The organism is Amycolatopsis sp. NPDC114505 (genome assembly GCF_055633615.1).
In genome coordinates, this window is the sequence record NZ_JBVKDV010000002.1 from 18543 (window position 1) to 42895 (window position 24353).

Annotated in this window: 28 protein-coding genes; 13 read left to right on the forward strand and 15 right to left on the reverse strand. The window is 70.9% G+C overall.

Going from position 1 to position 24353, the window contains the following annotated elements:
* Positions 1-4: 4 nt before the first annotated feature.
* The 3 genes from ACZ7OU_RS18060 to ACZ7OU_RS18070 all read right to left on the reverse strand — a co-directional run bounded on the left by ACZ7OU_RS18060 (position 5) and on the right by ACZ7OU_RS18070 (position 4561).
* The gene (locus ACZ7OU_RS18060) at positions 5-976 is read right to left on the reverse strand and encodes a TAXI family TRAP transporter solute-binding subunit (RefSeq protein WP_470255970.1); all 972 of its coding nucleotides are present in this window, start codon (positions 974-976) and stop codon (positions 5-7) included.
* A complete protein-coding gene (locus ACZ7OU_RS18065) occupies positions 973-2943 on the reverse strand; it encodes a TRAP transporter permease (protein WP_470255971.1) in 1971 nt (656 codons plus the stop codon). Before ACZ7OU_RS18065 ends, ACZ7OU_RS18060 begins: the two co-directional genes overlap by 4 nt.
* A 118-nt stretch (positions 2944-3061) precedes the next feature.
* Positions 3062-4561 carry a leucyl aminopeptidase gene (locus tag ACZ7OU_RS18070; RefSeq protein WP_470238948.1) on the reverse strand — a complete coding sequence of 500 codons (1500 nt, stop codon included), beginning with the start codon at positions 4559-4561 and terminating at the stop codon, positions 3062-3064.
* A gap of 111 nt (positions 4562-4672) precedes the next feature.
* On the opposite strand from ACZ7OU_RS18070, the gene ACZ7OU_RS18075 reads away from it, so the two are divergent.
* On the forward strand, positions 4673-5521 hold the full coding sequence (locus tag ACZ7OU_RS18075; RefSeq protein WP_470255972.1) for a hypothetical protein: 849 nt from the start codon (positions 4673-4675) through the stop codon (positions 5519-5521).
* Complete coding sequence (locus tag ACZ7OU_RS18080) at positions 5514-6188, forward strand: DUF402 domain-containing protein (RefSeq protein WP_470255973.1); 675 nt, start codon at positions 5514-5516, stop codon at positions 6186-6188. Before ACZ7OU_RS18075 ends, ACZ7OU_RS18080 begins: the two co-directional genes overlap by 8 nt.
* Here ACZ7OU_RS18080 and ACZ7OU_RS18085 read toward each other — a convergent pair.
* Positions 6145-6444 (reverse strand): hypothetical protein, encoded by a 300-nt coding sequence (locus tag ACZ7OU_RS18085; protein ID WP_155541897.1) that lies wholly within the window; start codon positions 6442-6444, stop codon positions 6145-6147. The genes ACZ7OU_RS18080 and ACZ7OU_RS18085 overlap by 44 nt on opposite strands.
* 108 nt (positions 6445-6552) lie before the next feature.
* Here ACZ7OU_RS18085 and ACZ7OU_RS18090 point away from each other — a divergent pair, with 108 nt between their 5' ends.
* Complete coding sequence (locus ACZ7OU_RS18090; protein ID WP_470238944.1) at positions 6553-7656, forward strand: branched-chain amino acid aminotransferase; 1104 nt, start codon at positions 6553-6555, stop codon at positions 7654-7656.
* A 48-nt stretch (positions 7657-7704) separates the two neighbouring features.
* Here the strand turns inward: ACZ7OU_RS18090 and cobT are convergent, their stop codons facing one another.
* On the reverse strand, positions 7705-8781 hold the full coding sequence (gene cobT, locus ACZ7OU_RS18095; RefSeq protein WP_470255974.1) for a nicotinate-nucleotide--dimethylbenzimidazole phosphoribosyltransferase: 1077 nt from the start codon (positions 8779-8781) through the stop codon (positions 7705-7707).
* An 86-nt stretch (positions 8782-8867) separates the two neighbouring features.
* On the opposite strand from cobT, the gene ACZ7OU_RS18100 reads away from it, so the two are divergent.
* Positions 8868-9551, forward strand: a complete 684-nt coding sequence (locus tag ACZ7OU_RS18100; protein WP_470238942.1) for an IspD/TarI family cytidylyltransferase — start codon at positions 8868-8870, stop codon at positions 9549-9551.
* 6 nt (positions 9552-9557) lie between these two features.
* Here the strand turns inward: ACZ7OU_RS18100 and ACZ7OU_RS18105 are convergent, their stop codons facing one another.
* Entirely contained in the window at positions 9558-10019 is a 462-nt protein-coding gene (locus tag ACZ7OU_RS18105) for a hypothetical protein (RefSeq protein WP_470238941.1), read from the reverse strand.
* Between the two features lie 139 nt (positions 10020-10158).
* Between ACZ7OU_RS18105 and ACZ7OU_RS18110 the strand changes: the two genes are divergently transcribed.
* From ACZ7OU_RS18110 to ACZ7OU_RS18120, 3 genes are read left to right on the forward strand one after another with little or no spacing between them, the layout of a single operon-like run.
* A complete protein-coding gene (locus ACZ7OU_RS18110) occupies positions 10159-10908 on the forward strand; it encodes a GntR family transcriptional regulator (RefSeq protein ID WP_470238940.1) in 750 nt (249 codons plus the stop codon).
* Entirely contained in the window at positions 10905-11747 is an 843-nt protein-coding gene (locus ACZ7OU_RS18115) for a phosphoribosylaminoimidazolesuccinocarboxamide synthase (protein WP_470238939.1), read from the forward strand. The genes ACZ7OU_RS18110 and ACZ7OU_RS18115 overlap by 4 nt, the downstream gene beginning before the upstream one ends.
* Positions 11740-11952 (forward strand): hypothetical protein, encoded by a 213-nt coding sequence (locus ACZ7OU_RS18120; RefSeq protein WP_470238938.1) that lies wholly within the window; start codon positions 11740-11742, stop codon positions 11950-11952. Before ACZ7OU_RS18115 ends, ACZ7OU_RS18120 begins: the two co-directional genes overlap by 8 nt.
* Here ACZ7OU_RS18120 and ACZ7OU_RS18125 read toward each other — a convergent pair.
* The 3 genes from ACZ7OU_RS18125 to ACZ7OU_RS18135 all read right to left on the reverse strand — a co-directional run bounded on the left by ACZ7OU_RS18125 (position 11949) and on the right by ACZ7OU_RS18135 (position 14231).
* A complete protein-coding gene (locus tag ACZ7OU_RS18125; protein WP_470238937.1) occupies positions 11949-12938 on the reverse strand; it encodes an aldo/keto reductase family protein in 990 nt (329 codons plus the stop codon). The two genes, ACZ7OU_RS18120 and ACZ7OU_RS18125, sit on opposite strands and share 4 nt — an antisense overlap.
* 58 nt (positions 12939-12996) lie before the next feature.
* Positions 12997-13206: a hypothetical protein gene (locus tag ACZ7OU_RS18130; protein ID WP_470238936.1), complete on the reverse strand. Its 210-nt coding sequence runs from the start codon at positions 13204-13206 to the stop codon at positions 12997-12999.
* Between the two features lie 377 nt (positions 13207-13583).
* Positions 13584-14231 carry a DUF3043 domain-containing protein gene (locus tag ACZ7OU_RS18135; RefSeq protein ID WP_470238935.1) on the reverse strand — a complete coding sequence of 216 codons (648 nt, stop codon included), beginning with the start codon at positions 14229-14231 and terminating at the stop codon, positions 13584-13586.
* Positions 14232-14376: 145 nt separating this feature from the next.
* Between ACZ7OU_RS18135 and ACZ7OU_RS18140 the strand changes: the two genes are divergently transcribed.
* Complete coding sequence (locus tag ACZ7OU_RS18140) at positions 14377-14754, forward strand: HesB/IscA family protein (RefSeq protein WP_470238934.1); 378 nt, start codon at positions 14377-14379, stop codon at positions 14752-14754.
* Positions 14755-14824: 70 nt separating this feature from the next.
* Here ACZ7OU_RS18140 and ACZ7OU_RS18145 read toward each other — a convergent pair whose 3' ends face one another.
* Positions 14825-14995: a hypothetical protein gene (locus tag ACZ7OU_RS18145; protein ID WP_470238933.1), complete on the reverse strand. Its 171-nt coding sequence runs from the start codon at positions 14993-14995 to the stop codon at positions 14825-14827.
* Positions 14996-15143: 148 nt separating this feature from the next.
* Here ACZ7OU_RS18145 and ACZ7OU_RS18150 point away from each other — a divergent pair, with 148 nt between their 5' ends.
* Entirely contained in the window at positions 15144-16133 is a 990-nt protein-coding gene (locus ACZ7OU_RS18150; RefSeq protein ID WP_470238932.1) for a carbohydrate kinase family protein, read from the forward strand.
* A gap of 69 nt (positions 16134-16202) precedes the next feature.
* Here ACZ7OU_RS18150 and asnB read toward each other — a convergent pair whose 3' ends face one another.
* Positions 16203-18137 (reverse strand): asparagine synthase (glutamine-hydrolyzing), encoded by a 1935-nt coding sequence (gene asnB / locus ACZ7OU_RS18155; protein WP_470238931.1) that lies wholly within the window; start codon positions 18135-18137, stop codon positions 16203-16205.
* A 184-nt stretch (positions 18138-18321) separates the two neighbouring features.
* Between asnB and ctaC the strand changes: the two genes are divergently transcribed.
* Both ctaC and ACZ7OU_RS18165 read left to right on the forward strand, forming a co-directional pair.
* Positions 18322-19266: an aa3-type cytochrome oxidase subunit II gene (ctaC, locus tag ACZ7OU_RS18160; protein WP_470238930.1), complete on the forward strand. Its 945-nt coding sequence runs from the start codon at positions 18322-18324 to the stop codon at positions 19264-19266.
* Positions 19267-19299: 33 nt separating this feature from the next.
* A complete protein-coding gene (locus ACZ7OU_RS18165) occupies positions 19300-19719 on the forward strand; it encodes a cytochrome c oxidase subunit 4 (RefSeq protein ID WP_470238929.1) in 420 nt (139 codons plus the stop codon).
* Here ACZ7OU_RS18165 and ACZ7OU_RS18170 read toward each other — a convergent pair.
* Positions 19667-20614 (reverse strand): DMT family transporter, encoded by a 948-nt coding sequence (locus tag ACZ7OU_RS18170; protein WP_470255975.1) that lies wholly within the window; start codon positions 20612-20614, stop codon positions 19667-19669. The genes ACZ7OU_RS18165 and ACZ7OU_RS18170 overlap by 53 nt on opposite strands.
* 83 nt (positions 20615-20697) lie before the next feature.
* On the opposite strand from ACZ7OU_RS18170, the gene ACZ7OU_RS18175 reads away from it, so the two are divergent.
* Positions 20698-21651, forward strand: a complete 954-nt coding sequence (locus ACZ7OU_RS18175) for a GlxA family transcriptional regulator (protein ID WP_470257617.1) — start codon at positions 20698-20700, stop codon at positions 21649-21651.
* 6 nt (positions 21652-21657) lie between these two features.
* Here the strand turns inward: ACZ7OU_RS18175 and trpD are convergent, their stop codons facing one another.
* The 3 genes from trpD to ACZ7OU_RS18190 all read right to left on the reverse strand — a co-directional run bounded on the left by trpD (position 21658) and on the right by ACZ7OU_RS18190 (position 23583).
* Complete coding sequence (trpD, locus tag ACZ7OU_RS18180; RefSeq protein WP_470255976.1) at positions 21658-22692, reverse strand: anthranilate phosphoribosyltransferase; 1035 nt, start codon at positions 22690-22692, stop codon at positions 21658-21660.
* 5 nt (positions 22693-22697) lie between these two features.
* Entirely contained in the window at positions 22698-23108 is a 411-nt protein-coding gene (locus tag ACZ7OU_RS18185) for a response regulator (RefSeq protein ID WP_470238926.1), read from the reverse strand.
* A gap of 61 nt (positions 23109-23169) precedes the next feature.
* A complete protein-coding gene (locus ACZ7OU_RS18190) occupies positions 23170-23583 on the reverse strand; it encodes a hypothetical protein (RefSeq protein ID WP_470255977.1) in 414 nt (137 codons plus the stop codon).
* A gap of 95 nt (positions 23584-23678) precedes the next feature.
* Here ACZ7OU_RS18190 and ctaE point away from each other — a divergent pair, with 95 nt between their 5' ends.
* On the forward strand, positions 23679-24302 hold the full coding sequence (gene ctaE / locus ACZ7OU_RS18195; protein ID WP_470238924.1) for an aa3-type cytochrome oxidase subunit III: 624 nt from the start codon (positions 23679-23681) through the stop codon (positions 24300-24302).
* Positions 24303-24353 lie beyond the last annotated feature (51 nt).

Here is a 24353-nt window from a genome sequence, read left to right on the forward strand (position 1 = left end):
AACCCTAGCCGAGGGCTTGCTTGGCCCCCGGGTGCAGCGGGACGGGGTCGGTCCGCGTGGCCAGCTGCTTCGTGAACTCCTTCGCCGCCGGGTGGACCTTCGCCAGCTCCGCCTGCTTGTCGAAGAGCAGCTTGGTGAGCGCGCACGCGTTGTTCGCCGGGAAGTCCTCGCGCACCAGCAGCAGGTTGGGCACCACGACCGTCGGCACGTCCGACGGCTGGCCGTACGTCGCCTTCGGGATGACGGCCTGGTCGTAGACGTCGTTGACCTGCTTGAGCTTCGGCAGCAACGGCGTGACGTCGAGGAACTTCACCTTGTCCTTCAACGCCGTCGTGATGTCGGTGATCTGCGCGGTCGGCAGGCCGCCGGACCAGACGAGCCCGTCGAGCGTGCCCGACTTCATCCCGTCCGCGGTCTTGGCCAGGTCGAGCCGCTGCGCCTGGACGTCGGTGTCCTTCAGACCCGCGGCCTGCAGGAGCCGGTTGGCGATGACCTCGGTGCCCGACTTCGGCGAGCCCGTCGAGATCCGCTTGCCCTTCATGTCCGCGACGCTGGAGATGCCCGAGTCGGTGCGCACCAGCACCTGCGTCGAGTTCGGGTAGATCCGGGACAGCGCCTGGATCTTCTGCGGCTTGCCGTCGAAGGATCCCTTGCCGCGCACCGCGTCCGCCGCGGTGTCCGCCAGAGAGAACGCGACGTCGTAGTTGCCGGCCACCAGCTGCTGGATGTTCTGCACCGACGCGCCGGTCTCGGCCGCCGTCGCGCGCAGCTTGGTGTTGTTGCTGATCAGCTGCGCCAGCCCGCCGCCGAGCACGTAGTAGACGCCGCCGCTGTTGCCGGTGGCGATGGTGATCCGCCCTTCGCCCGCTTCACAGGACTGGGTCCCGCCGGCGGCCGGGGAGTCCGTCTGCTGTTTGCCGCCGCAGCCCGTGACGGCCAGAGCGAGTACCGCGGCAGCGGCCAGTGCGCGTTTCATGCTGTCCTCCTTCTGATCACGGCGTGGGCGAGCACGGCGACGACGCCGAACGCGGCACCGACCGCGATCGGCACCGGCTCCAGGTAGAGCAGGCACAGGGCGGCCGGGACGAACAGCAGCCGCACCGGCAGGCTGACCGGCCCGAACAGCCGGCCGCCGGTCACCACCGCCAGCGCGGCCACGGCCACCGCGGACACCGCCGCCACCCACAGCACGGTGAGCACATCGGACTGCAGCAGCAGCGCGGCGCCGTTGTCGGTGAGCACGAAGGCGATCGGCACCAGGAAGGCCGGCAGCGTGTACTTCCAGCACTGCCACATGGTGCCGAGCACCGACCCGCCGGTGATGGCCGCGGACGCGACGGCGGCGAGCGCGGTCGGCGGCGTGACCTCGGAAAGCACGGCGTAGTAGAAGATGAACATCGCGCGCTCGGCGTCGGCGACCCCCAGCGTCTCCAGGGCCGGGCCGATCACCACCCACGCGATGATGAAGCTCGCGGTGACCGGCACCGCGAGCCCGAGCACGCCGACGGCGACCGCCGAGAGCAGCACCGTCAGGATCAGGATCACCGTGCCGTTGTCGGTGAACGCGCCGGCCAGCTCCACCAGGGCGTCCGCGAGCTCGAGGCCGAGCCCGGTCTTGGTGATGGTCGAGGTGATCACGCCGGCCGCCGCGCACACCGCGATCACCGGCAGCGCCCCGCGGACCCCGGCCGAAAGCGCGTCGACCATGTCCTTCGCCCAGCCGCGCACGTCGTGGCGGCGGGCGATCAGCGCGAAGAGCGCGGCGACACCGGTGGCGTAGACGACCGCGGCGAACGGCGGGATGTCCAAGGCCAGGAACACGACGATGATCGCCAGCGACAGGAAGTGGTAGCCGCCTTGCCGCAGCAGTTGCCACGGGTTGCCGTGCGGGACGTCGACCGGTTCGGCCTCGAAGCGCCGCGCGTCGGCCTCCATCGCGAAGACGATGCCGAGGTAGTAGAGCAGCGTCGGGACGGTCGCCCAGATCAGCACGGTCAGGTACGACGTCTGCAGGTACTCGGCGATGATGAACGCGGCGGCGCCCAGCGTCGGCGGCGAGAGGATCGCGCCGATGCCGGCCGCGGCGAGCAGCCCGCCCGCGTTTTCCTTGGGGTACCCGGCTTTCTTGAGGATCGGCCAGGTGATCGAGCCGAGGCTGACCGCCGTCGCGGTGCCCGAACCCGAGACCGTGCCGAGCAGGAAGCCCGACAGGACGGTCGTCCGGCCCGGCGCCGTCCGGGACTTCCGGAAGGCCGCGAACGAGATGTCCACGAAGAACCGGCCGGCGCCGGAGGCGTTGAGCACGGCGCCGTAGAGCGTGAACAGCACGATGTAGCTCGCCGCGACGTCGAGCGGGGTGCCGTAGAAACCGCTGGCGTCGTTGTAGAGCGCGTTGACGATCTGGCTGAAGTCGATCCCGGCGTGGGCGATGCCCCAGTTCTGCGGGAGGTAGCCGCCGTAGTAGGCGTAGGCGAGGAAGAGCAGGCAGACGATCGGCAGCACCAGCCCGGTCGTGCGGCGGGTGGCTTCCAGGACCAGCACCAGCAGCAGCGCGCCGGCGACGATGTCCAGTGGCGACAGGATGCCTTGGCGGTTCAGGAAGTCGTCGTAGCCGACGAGCACGGGGTAGAGGCCGACGGCGAGGGCGATGATCGCGAGGGCCCAGTCGGTCCAGCCGGGGTCGTCCCGGCCGCGCAGCCGGGGGCGGTAGCAGAGGAAGACCAGCGGGAGCGTCACGCCGAGGAAGAGCACCAGGTAGAACTGGTTGCCCTTGGCGAAGGGGAAGAACACCTGCTTGAGCACCAGCACGGCGACCGCGAGCGCGACGAAGTAGACGACGCGGTCGGGAACGCGGGAGAGGGTGCGGGCGGGACGTTCTTCGTCGTGCTCGGCGGCGATCGCGGCGTGAGTGTCCTCTTCGACCGGTTGGGTCGGTTGGGTCATCACTGCCCCCTTCGCGATGGTGTCACCGTACGGTGTCCCGGATCACATCGAAAGGGATCTTCCGGCCCAAAACGAAGGGGCCCCCGCCGTGGCGGGAGCCCCTTCGCGAGGAAAAGCGTCAGCCGTTGGCGGCGATGTCCGCCAGGACCGCGGCGATCGTCCGGACCGGGACGCCGGTGCCGCCCTTGCCGGTGTAGCCCCACGGCGAACCGGTGTTGAACGACGGGCCCGCGATGTCGATGTGGACCCAGTCGAGGCCGTCGGCGACGAACTCGCGCAGGAAGATCCCGGCCGCGAGCATCCCGCCCCAGCGGTGGCCCGTCACGTTGGCGAGGTCGGCCAGCCGCGAGTCGAGGTCGGCCCGCAGCTCCTCCGGCAGCGGCATCGCCCAGCCGTTCTCGCCGGTGGCCTGCATGACGCCGGCGACGCGGTCGCGGAAGTCGTCCGAGCCCATGACGCCCGCGGTGCGGTTGCCGAGCGCGACGACCTGGGCGCCGGTCAGCGTCGAGGTCTCGATCAGGTAGTCCGGGTTCTCCTCGGCCGCGCGCACCATCGCGTCGACCAGCACGAGCCGGCCCTCGGCGTCGGTGTTGAGGACCTCGACGGTCTTGCCGCCGTACATGGTCAGGACGTCACCCGGGCGGTACGACGTCGCCGACGGCAGGTTCTCCGCCAGCGGGATGTGCGCCACGACTTCCAGCGGGTACTTCAGCTTCGCCGCCAGCACCACCGACGCGAGCACGCCGGCCGCGCCGGACATGTCGGAGGTCATGTGGTCCATGTTCGCGGCGGGCTTGAGCGAGATGCCGCCCGAGTCGAACGTGATGCCCTTGCCGACCAGCGCGACCTTCTTGACGGCTTTGGCCGGCTTGTAGGCGATGCGCACCAGGCGCGGCTGGCGCGCGGAGCCGCCGCCGACGCCGAGGATGCCGCCGAAGCCCTTGCGCTTGAGGGCCTTCTCGTCGAGGACCTCGAACTCGAGGCCGTTGTCCTCGGCCAGCTTCTTCGCGCGGTCGGCGAAGGAGGCCGGGTAGAGGTCGTTCGGCGGGGTGTTGATCAGGTCGCGGGCGGTGAGGACGGCCTCGGCGATGGAGGTCGCGGCCTTCAGCGTCGCCTTGTGCTCGCGCGCGGTGCCGTCGGCCGGGCTCGCGAAGTCGACCTTCGCGACCGGGGCGTCGCCCTTCTCGGAGCGGTAGGCGGTGAAGACGTACGAGCCGAGGACGGTGCCCTCGACCGCGGCCTGCAGGTCGAGCTCCGAGAGCGTCACGAACGCGCGGTCGGTGCCGGCCAGCGCGCGACCGGCGGCCCCGGCGGCGCGGCGGACCTGCTCGGGGGTGACGGCGCCGCCGTCCTTGCCCAGGCCGACCGCGAGCACGACCCCCGCCGGGAGCTTGCCCAGCGTCGGGATCTTGACGACCTCTTCGGCCTTGCCGCTGGCACCGAGGGTGGCGAGCAGCCCCGCGAGGCGGCCGTCGAAGGCGGCGTCCACGGCGGCGGCACCCGCGGCGAGCAGCGGGCCGTCCTCGCCGGCCAGGGTGCCGATGACGATCACGTCGGCGCGCGTCTTGGCCAGTGCCTCCCCGGTGTTGTCGGACAGGGCGAGCTTAGGCACGGTCACTTCTGGCTCCTCGCGCGTTCGCGGTGGTACCGGGCGCCGGCCCGGTCGGGATCGTGAGCCATGCTAATGACGACCGGACCACGGGTGAACAGAGGGAGAGGGAGGGGCCTCGTGCGGCTGGGCGGTGGGCTGCTGGTGGCGCTGGCGGCGGGAGCGGCGGGCGCGGGCTGGTGGCTGCTCGCGGGGCTGGTGCTGGCGGCGATCGCGGCGGGGGTGACGGCGCGGGTCCCGGAACCGGCGGACGCGCAGGTCGACCGGGTCGTGGTGGCCTTCGCGAGACTGGCCGAGGTGACCGTCTACGCGATCGCGTTCGGCGCTTACGTCGTCCCCACGCACCGGGAGCTGGCGGCCGTGGCGTTCGCCGTGGTGGTGACCGGCGCCGGGTTCGCCGGGCTGAAGATCCCGACGATCGTCGTACGGATCGCGGGCGGGCTGCTGCTCGCGGCGGGGCTGGTCCTGGTCGCGGTGTGCGTGGCCGTGCCGCCCGTGTCGACGGCCGGGGGCGGGCTGCAGATCCCGGACTTCGCGGGCATCATCGTCGCCGCGGTGGTCTTCCTGCCGTTCCTCCGCCCCGGCGGCCGCGAAGGCGCGGGCTGGCGGGTGCTGCTGCTCGGCGCGGTCGCCGTGTTCGCCGCCTTCGCCGCGCTGTACCAGCTCGGCTCGGTCCGGCTCGGGCTTTCGCTGACGTCGTTGCGTGACCTGCTTTCCGCCGCCGACGCGGACTCGCTGCAGCCGCTGCTCACGGCGTTCGCCGTGGTCGCGACCGTGGTGCCGGCGCTCGCCGCCGGAGCCGAGGTCCGGGAGCGGGCCGGCGTGCCGGGACTCGCGGGGATCGCCGTCGCCGCGGTGGCCGCGTACTTCCTGCCGGCGCTGCCCGTGCTCGTCGTCGCGGGACTGGTGACCGTGATCGAGCTGCTACTGGGCGTGCGCGCGCGTCGGTACAGTGGGTCGCGTGAGTGATCGACGCTGGCGGCCGGGGGAGACCGTGGTCGAGCGGTTCCACCGCCCCGACGGCTCGATCGGCCAGGTCCACCCGCTGCGCGTGCTCGCCGACGACGGCCGCGTCCTGCTCGCCTGGCTGCCGGCCGGCACCCCGATCGTCGGCAGCAGGCTGGTGGACGGCCGGCACATGGCGGACGCGCCCCTGGAACAGCGGTTCCGCATCCCGCGCGTGGCCGTGCCGGACTTCTGGCACCGCACGTCCACGCTGCGGCGCATCGCCGACGACGAGTGGTCGTCGGTCTGGTGGTTCTTCGACGCCGCCGGCGAGTTCACGAACTGGTACGTCAACCTCGAGGTCCCGCTGGGCCGGAGCCCGGCCGGGGTGGACCGGGTCGACGGCGTGCTCGACGTCGTCGTCGAGCGGGACGGCACCTGGCGCTGGGACGACGAGGACGAGGCCGAGGTCGCGATCGACGCCGGCCGCCTGACGCACGAGCAGCTGGACCGGCTGCGCGCGGAGGGCGAGCGGATCGGGGCGCTGGCCGAGCGCGGCGCCTACCCGTTCGACGGGACGGACACCGACTTCCGCCCGGACCCGGACTGGCCGGTGCCCGAGCTGCCCGCGGGGCTGCTCGCGGAGCTCAGCCCGCGGTCAGGAAGAGGACCAGCGCCAGCACCGCGTTGACGACCGCGAGGATGACGACCGACTTCGTCGGGAGCACCGCCGGGAACGCCTTGCCGTGGATCTTCCGCCACCACACGACGCCGAAGACGCCCGCGACGAGGCCGAGGAAGCCGCCGAAGCCGCTGCTGAGCACAGCCCAGCCGACCATGCCGAGCAAGCCGACGCCGAAGGTCAGCAGCACCGCGGTGACGAACGTCTTGACGTCGGCCCCGCCGGTCTTGGGCCGGGGGACCGGCTCCGTGGAGTGGTAGGTCACGGTGTCATCCTAGGGTCATCCCGGCGCGAGCGCGGGGAGGTGGCGGAACCGCCCGGAACAGTGGGACATCCGACTAACGCGCCTCCGACCAAACGGTATCGTGTAGCCATGACCACCTCGACGCAGTTCGCCCACGTCCCGCACCCGAGTCCTGCGAGCGCGGACCGTGTCGCGGAGGTACTCGAGAAGCCCGGTTTCGGGCTCTACTTCACCGACCACATGGCGACCGTCAAGTGGTCGAAGACCGAAGGCTGGCACGACGCCCAGGTCGGCCCCTACGCGCCCTTCACGCTCGACCCGGCGACGTCGGTGCTGCACTACGGCCAGGCCATCTTCGAGGGGCTCAAGGCCTACCGTCAGCCGGACGGCACGATCGCGTCGTTCCGCCCGGACGCCAACGCCGCGCGGTTCCGGCAGTCGGCCGAGCGGCTCGCGATGCCGCAGCTGCCCGAGGACGTCTTCCTCGAGTCCCTGCGGGAGCTCGTCGCCGTCGACAGCCGCTGGGTGCCCACCCGCCAGGGTGATTCCCTTTACCTGCGGCCGTTCATGATCTCGACGTCCACCGGGCTCGGCGTCAACAGCCCGGCCGCCGACTACGTGTACGCGGTCATCGCGTCCCCGGCCGGCTCGTATTTCTCCGGCGGCGTGAAGCCGGTGAGCGTCTGGCTGTCGACGGAGTACGTCCGCGCGGCACCCGGCGGCACCGGCGCGGCCAAGTGCGCCGGCAACTACGCGGCGTCGTTCGTGGCGCAGGCGCAGGCCGTCGAAAAGGGCTGTGACCAGGTCGTCTGGCTCGACGCGGTGGAGCGGCGCTGGGTCGAGGAGATGGGCGGGATGAACCTGTTCTTCGTCTTCGGCTCCGGCGAGAACGCCCGGGTGGTCACGCCCGAGCTGACCGGCTCGCTGCTGCCCGGCGTCACCCGCAAGTCGCTGCTGCAGCTCGCTTCGCGGCTCGGCTACAAGATCGAGGAGCGCCGCATCTCCACCGACGAGTGGGAGAAGGCGGCGGCTTCGGGCGAGCTGACCGAGACGTTCGCGTGCGGCACGGCGGCGGTGATCACGCCGGTCGGGCACGTCAAGCACGCGGGCGGCGAGTTCACGATCGCCGACGGGCAGCCGGGCACGCTGACGATGAAGCTGCGCGAAGAGCTGACGGGGATCCAGGAGGGCACCCGTCCCGACGCCGACCACTGGATGGTCCCGCTCGCCTGACGACGGCAAAGGGCCCCGCACTTCCCGTGCGGGGCCCTTTTCGCGTGCTCAGGAGGCGGTGGCCGGGATGACCGGGCCGGAGACGCCGGCCTGCTCGTGCGTCGCGGTTTCGGCGAGGACGCGGGCGGCCATCATCAGCAGCGGCAACGCCGTCACGGCGCCGGTGCCCTCACCGAGGCGGACGTCCAGCTCCAGCAGCGGGCCGAGGTCCAGGTGCTCCAGCGCGAGCGAGTGGGCGGGTTCGGCGGTCCGCTGCCCGGCCACCCACCAGCGTCGCGCGCCGGGAGCCAGGTCCTCGGCGACGAGCGCCGCGGCGCACGCGACGAGCCCGTCCAGCACCACCGGCGTCCGGCGGACCGCGGCCTGGGCCAGGAACCCGGCCATCGCCGCGAGGTCCGCGCCGGCCGTGGTGCGCAGCAGGGCGATCGGGTCGGCCAGGACCGCGCGGGCCCGGCGCAGCGCGTCGCGCACCGCCGTCGCCTTGCGCATCCACGCGTCGTCGTCGATGCCGGAGCCGCGGCCGACCACCGCGACCGGCTCGGTGCCGGTCAGCGCGGCCACCAGTACCGACGCGGGCGTGCTGTTGCCGATCCCGAGGTCACCGGGGATGAGCAGGTCCGCGCCGCCGTCGACCTCGGCGTCGGCGATCGCGATCCCGGCGCGGACCGCGGCCTTGACCTCGTCGGCGGTCAGGGCGTCCTCGACGTCGATGGACCCGGACCCGCGGCGGACCTTGTACTCGCCGATCGAGCGCGTCGCGGGCGCCTCGGTGTCGACGGCCATGTCGACCACGCGGACGCTCGCGCCCGCGGCGGCGGCCAGGACGTTGATCGCGGCGCCGCCGGTCAGCATCGTGCCCAGCAGCTGCGCGGTGACCTCGGCGGGATAGGCGGAGACGCCCTTCGCGGCGATGCCGTGGTCGCCGGCGAAGACGATCACGCGCGGCCGGGTGAACGGCCGCGGCGGCGACTGGCCCTGGCAGGCCGCGATCCAGACACCCAGCTCTTCGAGCCTGCCCAGCGACCCGGCCGGCTTGACCAGCTTGTCGTGCAGGGCGATCGCGCCGGACCGGGCGTGGTCGTCGGGCGGGGTGATCTCGGGGAACTCGATGTCTTCCGGCTCCACACCAGGCCCTTTCTCGTGCACGGCAACGTCCACTGCAACGCTGTGGCCAACCTACCGGTGGGACGCGGCCGGTAGTCTCGCGGCTCGTGGAGACGACGGCGGCCGCGGTGGTGCTGGCCAGCGGCGCGGGCACCCGCGTCGGCGCGAAGCTGAACAAGGTCTACCTGCCCCTGGCCGGCCGGCGGGTGGTCGCCTGGTCGCTGGACGCCTTCAAGCGCGTCCCGGGCATCGGCGTGCTGGTGCTGGTGATCCGGCCGCAGGACCGGGAACTCGCCGACGAGGTGGCCGGCGACGGCGTCGAGATCGTGCCCGGCGGCGACACCCGCCAGGCGTCGGAGCTCAACGCGCTGCGCCACCTCGCCCCGAGAATCGCAGGCGGCCGGGTCGACGCCGTGCTGCTGCACGACGCGGCCCGGCCGCTGGTCCACCCACAGCTGGTCGAAGCGGTGCTGACCCGGACACGCGAGGACGGGGGGGCTGTGCCGGGCCTGGCCGCTGACGACGTCGTCGGGGTGGATGCCGGGCACCTGGTCGCCCAGGTGCCCGGCGCGATCCGCGTCCAGACGCCTCAGGGCTTCCGGGCCGGACCGCTGCTCGAGGCCTACGAACAGGCCGAGCGGGAAGGCTTTCTCGGGACGGACACTTCGTCGTGCATGGAGCGGTTCTCCTCCCTGCCGATCCGCTGGGTCCCGGGGGCTCCCGAGAACCTCAAGATCACCTATCCCCACGACCTGGTGGTCGCGGAGCGGCTGCTCGCCCGCCGAGCCTGAAAACCGCTAGGCGCACGCGGGCGGGCCGCCACCGTCGTCCTTTTCCCGGGCGGACTCGGGCGTGGTGCTCGTCGGCCGGATCATCACGTCGTGACGCAGCTCCGGCGGGATGTGGCACTGCGGCTGTGGCCGCAGCGCCTGCAGCGGCGCGCCCGGGGTGCCGGGCTCCGCGAGCGTGAGCACCGCCCGCAGCGTCCAGACCGGGGTGGCGTGGTACTGCCAGGTCACCACCCGCGGGCTGAACACGTCGGTGCCGGGAAAAGTCGGTACTCGGTAGGCGCTGGCGCGGTGCTCGTCCCGGAGGACGATGACGTCGGCGCAGGTCGGCCAGGTGTGGACCGCGGCGTAGAGCTCCGGGGCCTCGCGGCCGCCGAACAGGTGCAATACCCACTTGCGGCGCCGGAGCTCCTCGAGGAGTTCCTCGAGGCCCGGGCCGCTCGAACCGCTGTGTGCTGTGGGCGGGGACACACTTTCGAGGGTAACTTGCGCACTAGAGCGCAGTCCAGCACGTGTACTAGTACACCTGGGTGGTTCTGAACAGGCCTTTGTGGGACACACTCCGGCGTGCTAGAACACTTGTGCGTGATTTCCGGCGTGAGGAGCCGCCTTGCCCACCCTCGATCGTCCTGAGCCGCCGTACCTGCAGATCGCGGGCCGGATTCGTGAAGACATCCTGTCCGGCCGGCTGCAGGAGGGCGACGCGGTGCCGTCCGCCCGCGAGATCGCGCGCACGTGGGCCGTCGCCATGGCGACGGCCACCAAGGTCCTGGCCACGCTGCGCTCGCAGGGGCTCGTGCGCCCCGTGCGCGGCGTCGGCACGGTCGTCGACCGCGGCGGCCTGCACCGCACGGCCCGCGACCGCAGCGCCGCTTCGGCCCGCAGCGGCCGCATCTACCCACCCGGCCACTTCGCCGTGATCCGGTCCGCCGGCCTCGAGCAGGTCTCCGATCGCGCCGCGGCCGCGCTGGGCCTGGAGGAGGGCGCCCCGGCGATCCGCCGGCGGCGCACCACCTACGGGCCGGACTCGCGGCCGCTGTCGACGTCGACGTCGTGGTTCGACGGCGCGTTGTCGGCCAAGGCGCCGGCGCTGCTGGTGCCCGACCGGATCGTCGAGGGCACCTCGGCCCACGCGGCCGCGCGGCTCGGCACGAAGATCGTGACGACGCAGGAACGGCACGCGGCGGGCCGCGCGGACGAGGAGGAGGCGGCCGAGCTGGGGCTGCCCGCCGGGTCGCCGGTGCTGCTGGGCCGGAGCACCTTCCTGGCGGCCGACGGGACGGTCGTCGAGTACGGTGAGTCCGCCGCCTTGCCCGACCACTGGGTTTTCTACGAGTACACGACTGAGGACGGCGAATGAAGCACATCCACGCGGGCAAGGTCCGTGACCTGTACGAACTCGACGGCGGGGACATCCTGCTCGTCGCGTCCGACCGCGTCTCGGTCTACGACGTCTCGCTGCCGACGCCGATCCCGGACAAGGGCGCGCTGCTCAACCAGCTGTCGGCGTGGTGGTTCGAGCGGATGTCCGGCGTGGTCCCGAACCACGTCGTGTCGACGACGGACGTCCCGGAGCAGTTCGCCGGGCGCGCGATGCGCTGCAAGCCGCTGAAGATGGTCCAGGTCGAGTGCATCGCACGCGGCCACCTCGCCGGCCTGGGCCTGCGCGAGTACCAGCGCGACGGGGCGATTTCCGGCGTCGCGCTGCCGCCGGGCCTGGTCGAGGGCGACAAGCTCCCGGAGCCGATCTTCACGCCGACGACGAAGATCTCCGACACCGGCCACGACGAGTTCATGACCTTCGACGAGGTGCTGAACGAGATCGGCGAAGACACCGCGAAGCGGCTTCGCGAGCTGACGCTGGAGATCTACACACAGGGCGCCGAGCACGCGGCGAAGCAGGGCGTGATCATCGCGGACACGAAGCTGGAGTTCGGTTTCGACGCCGACGGCACGCTGACCCTCGGCGACGAGGTCCTGACGTCGGACTCGTCGCGCTTCTGGCCCGCCGACGAGTGGGAGCCGGGCCGTCCGCAGCACGCGTTCGACAAGCAGTTCGTCCGCGACTGGTCGCGTTCGACGGGCTGGGACCAGACCCCGCCCGGGCCGGAGATCCCGGCGGACATCGTCGAGCAGACGCGGCAGCGCTACACCGAGGTCTACGAGCGGATCACGGGGGAGACCTGGGTCCGTGGCTGACTGCGACCCGTACCAGCTGATCGACGACGTCGAGACGCTGCTGACATCGCGCGGGCTGGCACCCGCGCGGGTGCCCGGCCGCGGCGGCGACCGGCTGGCCGGGGCCAGCCGCCTCCTGCGCGGGTTCGGGCTCGAGCCCCGGATGGCCCCCGAGGACGCGTTCGACCTCGGGGTGCCGGTCCAGGGGCGGATCAACCAGGATTAGGGGCTCTTGGTCAGGCTGGCGTCACGCTCGACGACGTCACCGAGGACGTCGTCGATGGCCTTGAGCAGGTCGGCGTCGAGCTTCTTGCCGGCGGCCTTGACGTTCTCGTGCACCTGCTCCGGGCGCGAAGCCCCGATGATCGCCGAGGCGACGTTCGGGTTCTGCAGCACCCACGCGACGGCCAGCTGAGCGAGGGAGAGGTCCGCCTGCTTCGCGAGCGGCTCCAGCTCGGCGACGCGCTTGAGGACGTTCTCGTCGAGGAAGCGGGCGACCATGTTGGCGCCGCCCTTCTCGTCGGTGGCCCGCGAGCCGGCGGGGAAGTCGGCACCGGGCTTGTACTTCCCGGTGAGGACGCCCTGCGCGATCGGCGACCAGACGATCTGGCTCAGGCCTTCGCGCTCGGAAGCGGGGATGACCTGGTCTTCGATGACGCGCCAGAGCATGTTGTACTGCGGCTGGTTGGAGACGAAGGGGATCTTCAGCTCCCGCGCGAGGGCGGCACCGCGGCTGATCTGCTCGGCGGTCCACTCGGAGACGCCGACGTAGAGCACCTTGCCCTGGCGGACGAGGTCGGCGAAGGCGAGCATGGTCTCTTCGAGCGGCACGGTCCGGTCGAACCGGTGCGCCTGGTAGAGGTCGAGGTAGTCGGTGCCGAGCCGCTCGAGGGACGCGTTGGCCGACTCCATGATGTGCTTGCGGGACAGGCCCTTGTCGTTGGGGCCCTTGGGGCCGGTGGGCCAGAAGACCTTGGTGAAGATCTCCAGGCTCTCGCGCCGCTGCCCCTTCAGCCCGCGGCCCAGGACCGATTCGGCGGCGGTGTTGGCATAGACGTCGGCGGTGTCGAACGTGGTTATGCCCGCGTCGAGGGCGGCTTTGATGCAGGCGTGCGCCTGGTCTTCTTCGACCTGGGAACCGTGGGTGAGCCAGTTCCCGTACGAGATCTCACTGACGTTGAGGCCGCTACGGCCGAGACGACGAAACTCCATGGTGCGAGCTTAGGCGGTAATCGTTTGCTTTGCTAACGATCCTGGAGTGACTCCAGCTTCATTCGTCCTTCTTCTCGGCCGGCGGGCCGGTCTCGATCTCGAAGAACGGCAGCTTGAGGCGGAAGCGCTCGCCGTCCTTGCGTTTCGCAAGGTGGAGCCGGTAGATCAGCCAGGCGCCGAGGAAGACGATGACGAGGATGGCGGCGATGGCCCAGAGGCCGGCCGCGGACATCCCGGCGACGCGGGACAGGACGACTTCGAACGACACGCGCAGCCCTCACCGCCGACGAGTCTCGAGGCGTCCTCACCGGCCGGTCAGGGGTCGGTGTCCGCGTGTACTGCGCTGCCGGCTCACGCCGGCGGTCGTGCTCGGTATTCCGGCCTCGGATGACCTTCGCGCTCCGATAGCACGAGGGTCAGCGGAACACCTTTGTGCCCGGGCACGACCGAGAAATCACCCGTACCTGGGCGGGAGCGGGGCAGACTCCGCGCGCTACCGTGCGTTCGAGCGCGATAGCGCGAGGGGTGTGCCCCGCTCCGTACATGGTCAGGGTATCGCGGACAGCAAGAAGGCGGGTAGAGGCTCGCTCCACCCGCCTTCTCGAAACCAGCTCGGTTCGAAACAGACTCAGTCCGAAACCCGGCTCAGTTCGGGATCGGATCCCCCGGCTTGAGCCGCGGCTTAGGCACCCGCAGCCGCCGGATCTGGGAGGCGCGGACGAACGCGTACCAGCCGATCGAGCGGCCCGCGATCGCCTCCTTCGGGAACTTCTCCCGCGCCAGCTTCGCGATCTTGCGCCCGTTCACGAAGCCCTCGATCGCCATCACCAGCAGCATCGCCGTGCACAGCAGCGTGATGTACGACTGGACCTGGGGCAGCGGCACCAGCAGCGCCAGGAACACCAGGATCGCCAGCGGCATGAACAGGCCGAGGAGGTTGCGCCGCGTGTCGACCAGGTCGCGGACGTACGCCTTGACCGGCCCGCGGTCGCGCGGGAGCAGGTACTTGTCGTCGCCCGCCATCATGCGGTCGCGGCGGAGCTTGGCCGCCGCGCGGCGGTCTTCCTTCGTCTGCGGGTTCGTCTTGCGGAGCTCCTTGTTGCGCTTCATCGCCTCGCGCATGGAGGTGGGCGGCGGGGCCACCGGGCCGCGCCGCTTCGCCTCGGCGTCGCGTCGCTTCGGCGTAGCCTTGCCCTTACCGGGCGTGTACGACTTGCCGCTGACGTCGACGGCTTCCGTCGCCTCCGGCTCGTCGGCGGCGGTGTCTGTGGTGCTTCGGCGCAGGAACCTCACCTCACCAGGGTATTGCAGGCGTCACGCCGCCGTTCACCAGGTCGATCGATGTGCGACCATGGTGGGGGAACAGAACGGACGCTCCGGGTGTTGAACGCTCAGCACGAGGAGTATCCGCAGTGAGTTCGAACTTAGAGGGAGTGCCATGACGACCGCTGAGCACGCCGGCGCGACGCAGGCCGAGACCGCCGAAGAAACCCACGGCGTCACGCTGACCGACACCGCGGCTTCCAAGGCGAAGGCCCTGCTCGAGCAGGAGGGCCGCGACGACATGCACCTGCGTATCGCCGTCCAGCCCGGTGGCTGTGCGGGCCTGCGCTACCAGCTGTTCTTCGACGAGCGCTCGCTCGACGGCGACCTGTTCCGCGACTTCGACGGCCTCAAGGTCGCCGTCGACCGGATGAGCGCGCCGTACGTGTCGGAAGCCGTCATCGACTTCGTGGACACGATCGAGAAGCAGGGCTTCACGATCGACAACCCGAACGCCACCGGGTCCTGCGCCTGCGGCGACTCGTTCCACTGAGTCGACAGCGCCACGCGAAAAGGCCCCGCCTCCGTTCGGAGGGCGGGGCCTTTTCCGTTCTTGAGGGGGCTTACACGTAGGCGTCGAGCTCCGCGACCTGCGCGTGGCACGCCTCGTCGACCTGCCACGGCTTGGCCGTGACACGGGGCAGCGGGAGGTCTTCCGCCTGGAGCGTCGCCGGGATGAGCGCGCAGTCGGCGATCAGCTCGGACAGGGTCTCGGGTTCGGTGACGGCGTTCACGATTCGTAACGCTATTGAGCCGCTCTCGACTGGAGAAGGAGTACCAGCCGGTAGTGTCGGCTGGGCGTGCGCGAACTACCCGGTTGGGTCATGACCCGGGGGTAACTTCGCGCCATTTGCCGTGAGGTCGACCACACAAGGAGCAGCGGTGGCAGACAAGGCCAGGATCGCAGTGTCCGGCAGTATCGCAACCGACCACCTGATGCACTTCCCGGGCAGGTTCGCGGAGCAGCTGGTCGCCGAGCAGCTGCACCGGGTTTCGCTGAGCTTCCTCGCCGACGACCTCGTGGTCCGGCGCGGCGGCATCGGCGCGAACATCGCCTTCGGTCTCGGGGTGCTCGGTGTGCAGCCGGTGCTCGTGGGCGCGGTGGGCGCCGACTTCGCGGACTACCGGTCCTGGCTGGAGCGGCACGGCGTCGACACGTCCGGGGTGCACGTCTCGGAGGTCGCGCACACCGCGCGGTTCGTCTGCACGACCGACGAGGACCTCTGCCAGATCGCGACGTTCTACGCCGGCGCGATGGCCGAGTCCCGCAACATCGAGCTGCAGCCCATCGCCGAGCGCGCCGGCACGCTCAGCCTGGTGCTGATCAGCCCGGACGACCCCGAGGGCATGGTCCGCCACGCCGAGGAGTGCCGCCAGCGCGGGTACGAGTTCGCCGTCGACCCGTCGCAGCAGCTGGCGCGGATGAGCGGCGAGCAGGCGCGGGCGTTCGTGGCCGGCGCGAAGTACCTGTTCAGCAACGACTACGAGTGGGAGCTGCTGCTCCAGAAGACGGGCTGGACCGAGGCCGACGTGCTCGACCAGGTCGGCCTGCGGATCACGACGCTGGGGGAGAAGGGCGTCGAGATCGTCGGCAAGGACTTCGTCGCCCTGCAGATCGGCGCGGTCCCCGAGCGCGCGAAGGCCGACCCGACGGGCGTCGGCGACGGCTTCCGCGCGGGCTTCCTGGCGGGCCTCGACGGCGGCTTGAACGTCGAGCGCGCGGCCCAGCTCGGCTCGCTGATCGCGGTGCTGGTGCTGGAGACCGTGGGCACCCAGGAGTGGACGTTCGACCGCGCGGACGCCCTCGCCCGCATCGGCGAGGCCTTCGGCCCGGACGCGGCGGACGAGATCTCGGCGGTCCTGCCCGCCTGACGCCCGTGGTCGTGAGTGGGAAACAGGGTTAGAACACTGTTTCTCACTCACGACCGGCCGCGGCAGAGGTCAGAGCTTGACCGGGTACACCGGCTCCGGGATCTCGGGCTTGATCCGGTGCTCGACGAAGATGCCGTGCCAGAGCATGAACACGATCAGCGCCCACAGCTGGCGGCTGCGGTCCAGCTGACCCGCCTTGTGCTCCTCGAGCAGCGCCAGGATCGCCTTCTTGTCCAGCAGCTCCTCGGTCTTCGAATCCGAGATGATGCCCTTGGCCCAGTCGTACATCTCGTTGCGCAGCCACAGCCGGATCGGCACCGGGAACCCGAGCTTGCGGCGGTTCAGCACGTGCGCCGGGATGATCTTGGCCAGCGCCTGGCGCAGCGCGTACTTCGTCGTGCCGTGGGCCAGCTTCTGGTCCAGCGGGATCGACGCCGCGACCTTGAACACCTCGGCGTCGAGGAACGGCACCCGCAGCTCCAGCGAGTTCGCCATCGTCACCTTGTCGGCCTTGACCAGGATGTCGCCGCGCAGCCACGTGTAGAGGTCGACGTGCTGCATCCGGGCCACCGGGTCCCAGCCGCGCGAGACGTCGTACCAGGGCGCCGTGACGTCCTTGAAGCCCACGCCTTCCTGGTAGGTCTTCAACACGTTGCGCAGCTGGTCGTCGCGGAAGTTGCGGGCGTTGCCGTAGTAGCGGTCCTCCAGCGGCAGCGCGCCGCGGCGCAGCAGGTCCTTGCCGCGGGTGCCCTCCGGGATCTTCGTGGAGACCTTGCCGATCAGCTTCCGCATGCCGCCCGGGATCTTCTCGAACGGTGCCAGCGAGATCGGCTCGCCGTAGATCGTGTAGCCGCCGAACAGCTCGTCCGCGCCCTCGCCGGACAGCACCGCCTTGACGTGCTTGCGGGCCTCGCGGGCGATGAACCACAGCGGGACCAGCGCCGGGTCGGCCACCGGGTCGTCGAGGTACCAGACGATGAGCGGCAGCGCCTCCATCATCTCGTCCGCCGACACCGTCCGGACCACGTGCTTCACGCCGATCGCGGCGGCCGACTCGGCGGCGACGTCGACCTCGGAGTAGCCCTCGCGCTCGAACCCGGTGGTGAACGCGATCAGGTTCGGGTTGTGCTCCTTGGCCAGCGTGGCGGTGGCCGTCGAGTCGATGCCGCCCGAGAGGAACGCGCCGACGGTGACGTCCGGGTCGGAGATCATGTGCTTGCCGACCGAGTCGCGCATCACATCGGCGATGCGCTGGTGCAGCTCCTCGGCCTCGGCCTGGGTGTTCACCGGCTTGGCGGTGAACTGCGGGTGGAAGTAGCGGGTGAACGCCACCTCGCCGCCGGGGGCCACCTCGAACGAAGTGCCGGACTCGACGCGGCGGATCGCGGTGTGCAGCGACTCCGGCTCGGGCACGTACTGCAGGACGAGGTAGTGCTGCAGCGCCTTCCGGTCCAGCTCCTGCGCGACGCCGAGGACGTCCGAAAGCTCCAGCAGGCTCTTCTTCTCACTGGAGAACGCCACCCCGCCGGGGCCGGCCGAGTAGAAGAGCGGCTTGATGCCGAACGGGTCGCGCGCGCCGAAGACCCGCTTCTCCTGGGAGTCCCAGATCATGAAGGCGAACATCCCGCGCAGCCGCTTGACCCAGTCGGCACCCAGGTAGTGGAAGCCCGCGACGATGGCCTCGCCGTCGCCCTCGGTCTCGAACTTCGCCCCGTGCTGCTCGGCCAGCTCGGCCCGCAGCTCCAGGTAGTTGTAGATCTCGCCGTTGAAGTTCATCGTGTAGCGGCCCGGCGCCTCCGGCGGCCCCCAGACCAGCGGCTGGTGGGCGTGCTCGACGTCGATGAAGGCGAGCCGGTTGAAGCCGTAGACGACCTCGGCGTCGGCCCAGGTGTCCTGCTCGTCGGGGCCGCGGTGGCGCTGGCAGCGCATGGCCGCGCCGACGGCGTCACGCGCGTTCGCCGCGCCGGTCTCGGTCGCGCAGATCAGTCCAAGCAGGCCGCACACGGGTACTCACACACCTTCAGGGTCTTCGTGGGGCTGGGGAGCGCCCAGTATGCCGGGCACGCCGTGGCGAGTACCACGCGCGTCATCGGTTACCCCTTGGTCAGCGGGGAGCGTGAACTCGGCTAGGCTCCGGCCTGTCACAAAGATCTGTCGTAGGAGGCTCTGGGTGAAAGGGCGAGGCGCAGTGGGACAACCCAAGCGCACCCTGGGGAAGCGGACCGTGCGCGTAGCCGCGTTGGCCGTGCTGGTCGCGCTGACCGCGACGGGCTGCTCCGGCGACGAGATCCTGCGGTTCGGCTGGCCGGTGGGCGTCACGCGCCAGGCCGACGAGATGCGCACGCTGTGGACCTGGACCGTGGTGGCCGCGCTGGTCGTCGGCGCCATCGTGTGGGCCCTGATCTTCTGGACCGCGACGTTCCACCGCAAGAAGAAGACGGCCGACGGCGAGCCGGAGGAGCTGCCCCGGCAGTTCCAGTACAACATCCCGCTCGAGCTGTTCACGGTCGTCGTCCCGACGATCATGGTCTGCGTCCTGTTCTTCTTCACCGCGACGACGGAGTCGAAGGTCCTGGACAAGGTCCCGAACCCGGACGTCAAGGTCCAGATCGTGGCCTTCCAGTGGAACTGGGAGTTCAAGTACGAGGACGCGAACGCGGCGAAGCCCGACGGCAGCGGCCAGGTCAGCACGGTCGGCTCGTCCGGCGAGATCCCGCTGCTGGTGCTCCCGGTCGGCAAGGTCATCCAGTACGACCTGATCTCCACCGACGTCATCCACTCGTTCTGGGTCCCGGAGTTCAACTTCAAGCGGGACGTCATGCCGAACCCGGACAAGAACAACCAGGACAGCTCCTTCCAGAACACGATCGACCGCGAAGGCTCCTTCGTCGGCCGGTGCGCGGAGCTGTGCGGTACCTACCACTCGGTGATGAACTTCGAGGTCCGCGCGCTGTCGCCGGACAAGTACGACGCGTACATCGCGCTGCGCAAGCAGGTGAACCCGGCCACCGGCCAGACGTTCACCGCGTCCGAGGCGCTTTCGAAGATGAACTGCGGCGAGCTGTGCACCCCGCACGCGGTGACCACCCAGCCGTTCAACACCGACCGCACAGCGCGCAGCGCGTCCAACTGACGCCGCAGTCACACAGGGAGTAGGGAAAGACCCATGAAGGCCGAAGCCCGCATCTTCTTCATCGTGGCGACCTTCGCCGTGTTCATGGCGGCGGTGTACTGGGTGTGGACCGCGCTGGCCGCCACCCACGGGCCCGAGCCGGTGGGCATCGTCTCGCTGTTCCTGACCGGTGGCCTGGCGTTCCTCGCGGGCAGCTACATGCAGTTCGTCGCCCGGCGCATCGAACCGCGCCCGGAAGACCGCGAGGACGCCGAGATCAGCGACGGCGCCGGCGAGCTGGGCTTCTTCAGCCCCGGCAGCTACTGGCCGGTCTCCATGGCGGCCACCGCGGCGCTCGCCGCGCTGGCGCTGGCGTTCTTCCACATCTGGCTGCTCGTGATCGCCCTGGTCGCGCTGCTCATCACGATCGGCGGGCTGGTGTTCGAGTACCACACGGGTCCGTCGCACGACTGACCCGCCGCTTTCGATCGGACACTGTTTTCGCTGACTGGCCGCCCCGCTGAGGACTCAGCGCGGCGGCCAGTACTGCGAGCATGCCCAGTGCCTCGGGCCAGGTCGGGCGGTGGCCGTAGAAAGCGATGTCCACCAGCACGGCGACCACCGGGTAGAGGTAGGACAGCAGCGCCACGGTCGTGGTCGGCAGCTTGCCGATGCTCGCGTACATCAGGACGTACATCAGTGCGGTGTGGACGGTGCCCAGCAGCACCAGCCAGAGCAGCTCGCGCGGAGCCGTCGGCAACGGCGTGACGAACAGCACGGGCGCCAGCAGAACCGCGCCGACCGTCGTCTGCACGGCCGCGAGCAGGTGCGGGCGGATGTGCTTCAGCTGCTTCGCGACGAAGGACGCGCCGGCGTAGAGCAGGGCTGCGCCGAGGGCCAGCCCGATCCCGGCCAGCTGGACGGGCTTGCCGTCCTCGCCGTGCGCGGACAGGGAGATCAGCGTCACGCCGCCGAACGCGATCGCGGCCCGGACCAGGTGGCTCTTGGCGACCTTCTCGCCGAGGAACGCCGCCGCCAGGCCGACCAGGATGAGCGGCTGGGTGTGGTAGACGACCGTGCTGACCGAGATCGACGACAGCGCGTAGGACGCGAATAGCAGCACCCAGTTACCGACGAGGAACAGGCCACCGAGGACAGCCAGCCCGAGGTCGCGCTTCGACGGCCGCCAGGCCGGCAGCCAGCCGCGGGCGAGGCACCAGAGGACCAGCAGCGTCCCGCCGACGAAGCAGCGGGCGAAGGCCACAGCCGGCGCGGCCGCGCCGCTCTCGAGGACGACGGCGCCGATCGTGCCGGACATCGCCATCGCCGCGGACCACTGGAGCAGCGGGCGGGTTTCGGAGTTCGTCATGGCGTTCAGGTTCGTCCGGTCGCGCTCGGTCAACCAGTGTCAGAGATGACAACGACCGCAAAACTTGTGACATGCTGGCCGGCATGGACGTCAACCGGGTCGCGGTGGTGCTCGCGGACCACGTTTCGCCGTTCGAGCTGGGGGTCGCGTGCGAGGTCTTCGGCACCGACCGCAGCGCCGACGGCATCGAGGGCTGGGAGTTCGGGGTCTGCTCGCCCACGGGGGCGCCGGTGGCCAGCTGGTCGGGGTTCGGGCTGACCGGGCTTCGCGGCCTGGACTTCGCGGCGTCGGCCGAGCTGCTGATCGTGCCGACGTGCGCGCCCCGGACGGAACCGCCGCCCGCGCCGGTGCTGGACGTCCTGCGCGACGCGGCGGCGCGGGGCGCGTGGGTCGCGGGGTTCTGCGCGGGCGTGTTCACGCTGGGCTACGCGGGCCTGCTCGACGGCCGTCGCTGCACGGTCCACTGGGTGTACGAGGCGGAGTTCCGCGCCCGCTTCCCGACGGCGTCGGTGGACACGCAGGCGCTGTACGCCGACGACGGCGGGATCCTGACGAGCGCGGGCACGGTCGCGGCGGTCGACCTGTGCCTGCACCTCGTCCGGCGGCTGCGCGGCGTCACGGCGGCGACGACGCTGGCCCGCCGGATGGTGGCGGCGCCGTTCCGGGCGGGCGGGCAGGCGCAGTTCGTCCAGGCGCCGGTGCCGTCCGTGCCGGACGACTCGGTGGTGGCGGAGGCCCTGGAGTGGGTCGAGCGGCGGCTGGACCAGCCGTTCACGGTGGCCGAGCTGGCCCGGCGCAGCGGCCTGGGCGAACGGACGTTCCTGCGGCGGTTTTCGGCGGCCACGGGCACGACACCGCACCGCTGGCTGACCGAGCGGCGCCTGGACCGCGCTCAGGCGCTGCTGGAGGAGGGCCGCCTGTCGGTGGAGGACATCGCGACGGCCTGCGGGTACGCGTCGGCGGCGGCGCTGCGCCACCAGTTCAGCCGGCTGCGGGGGACGAGCCCGACGTCGTACCGGACGGCCTTCCGCGGCTGAGCGCGCTCAGGCGAACGCGATCCAGCGGTCCAGGACCGCCGCGGCGGCTCCGGAATCGATGGCCTCGGCCGCCCGCGTCAGTCCGCTGCGCAGATCGTCCTCGAGCGACCCCGAGAAGCCCGTGAACGCCGCCAGTGCCGCGGCCGCGTTGATCAGCACCGCGTCCCGGACCGGGCCGGGCTTGCCGCCCACCAGCTCGCGGACCACCTCGGCGTTCGCCGCCGCGTCGCCGCCGCGCAGGTCGGCCGCCGTGGCACGGGGGATGCCCACCGAAGCCGGGTCGAACGACGTGCGGGTCACCGTTCCGTCCGAGACCACCCACACCGACGAGGTGGTCGTCGTCGTGATCTCGTCCAGGCCGTCGTCGCCGCGGACGATCAGGGCGCGCGTCCCCCGGCGGGCGAACACCTCGGCCAGCACGTGCGTCTTGTCCTCGTACGCGCAGCCGATCAGCGCGCTGCCCGGCTGGGCCGGGTTGGTCAGCGGGCCGAGCAGGTTGAACGTCGTCGGGATGCCGAGCTCGCCGCGGACCGGGCCCGCGTGCCGCAGCGCCGGGTGGAACGCCGACGCCAGGAAGAACCCCACGCCGACCTCGGTGAGGCTGCGCCGGACGTCCTCCGGGGGCAGCGAAATCGTGACGCCGAGCGCCTCCAGCACGTCCGCCGCGCCGGACTTCGACGACGCGCTGCGGTTGCCGTGCTTGGCCACCGGCGCACCGGCCGCCGCTGTGACGATCGTCGCCATCGTCGAGATGTTCACCGAGTTCGAGCCGTCGCCGCCGGTGCCGACGATGTCGACCGCCGGGCGGTCCAGCGCGACCCGCTTGGCGTGCGCCAGCATCGTCGCCGCCATGCCCGCGATCTCCGACGGCGTCTCGCCCTTGGCGCGCAGCGCCACCGCGAACCCGGCGATCCGGGCCGGGCTCGCCGCGCCGCTCATGATCTGGTCCATCGCCCACGCCGTGTCCTCTTCGGACAGGTCGACGCGGGCGACGAGCTGCTTGAGCAACGGCGGCCAGGTGCGGGGGACCGGGGTGGTCACCGGGCTCAGCCGTTCACGACGGGGACCCGTCGCGCGCGCAGCACGTCGGCGACGGTCTCCGCGGCGGTCAACGGGTCCAGCGGGTGCACCAGCACGGCGTCCGCCTGCGACCACGTCGCCAGCCACCGGTCGTCCTTGCGCCGCACCGCGACCACGATCGGGGGACATTCGGCGATCTCGCTCTTCAGCTGACGGCACAGGCCGATGCCGCCGGTCGGCTGCGCTTCGCCGTCGAGGATCGCCAGGTCGACGTTGCCGGCGTCCACCTCGGACAGCACGTCGGCGATCCCGTCCGCCTCGACGTACTCCACGCGGCCCAGGTCGGCGGCGGGCCGACGGCCGACCGCGTTCACGATCGCCTCGCGCACCTCCGCCTTGTGGCTGAACACCAGGACCCGCATCGACCGCTCGCCCATTGAGCCCGCCTCACTCTCGTCACCACACGTCCGGGCCCGATCGTATCGGCCGAGACCGACATCACGCGGGCGCCTCCGGCTGGAGCGCGTCCCAGCCCGGCGCGTCGCCCCCGAGCCGCTGCGCCAGACCGGCCATCCGGGACCGTTCCTGGGCGCAGTGCAGGGCGTCGAGCACCTGGACGCGGACGGCGTGCGCCAGGGCCAGGTCACCCGAAATCCCCTGTTCCCGCAGGTCGTAGCCGTCCTGGGCGAGGATCGACGCCGCTTCGGCGAGCCTGTCCGGCGGGAGGAGCAGGTGGTGCCGCAGGACGGCCGGTGCCGTGCTGACCCAGGCGGGTGAACCGGCGAGCACGGCCGAGTCGGCGACGGCCGGGTCGAAGGCCTCGGCGACGATCTTCAACCCGGGCGTATCAGGCGTCAGACCGGCGCTTTCGCGCTTCTTGACCAGGTCACGCAGCCGTCCGAGTAAACCCATGAGTAGCCCTCACCTTCCCGGGCTCCCAGTGTGATCGGGTCCGCACGCGACTTGCCGTGGACCCACCCGGCGGGACGGCGGTGCGGGAGGACATAATGCGGGACGTGACAACGGCAGCTCCCACCATCAGTCAGCGGGTTCACTCGCTGAACCGGCCGAACATGGTCAGTGTCGGCACCATCGTGTGGCTGTCCAGCGAACTGATGTTCTTCGCCGGACTCTTCGCGATGTTCTTCACCGTCAAGGCGCAGAACTCGACCGGCGCGTGGCCACCACCTCTGCACGACGAGCCGTTCCACCTCAACGTGGCGTACGCGATCCCGTTCACGGTGATCCTCGTGCTGTCCTCGCTGACTTGCCAGTTCGGCGTGTTCGCCGCCGAGCGCGGCGACGTCTACGGACTCCGCCGCTGGTACATCATCACGTTGATCATGGGCGCGATCTTCGTCGGCGGCCAGGCCAACGAGTACCACAACCTCGTCGAAGAGGGGATGACGATCCCGTCCGGCCCGTTCGGCACGGTCTTCTACCTCGCGACCGGGTTCCACGGCCTGCACGTCATCGGCGGGCTCATCGCCTTCGTGTACCTGCTCATCCGCACGAAACTGAGCAAGTTCACGCCCGCCCAGGCCACGTCGGCGATCGTCGTGTCCTACTACTGGCACTTCGTCGACATCGTGTGGGTCGGCCTCTTCGGTGTGATCTACCTCCTTCCGTAGGTCCCACCCAGCCGCCACCACCTTCACCATCGGCCTGAACTGACAGCAAGG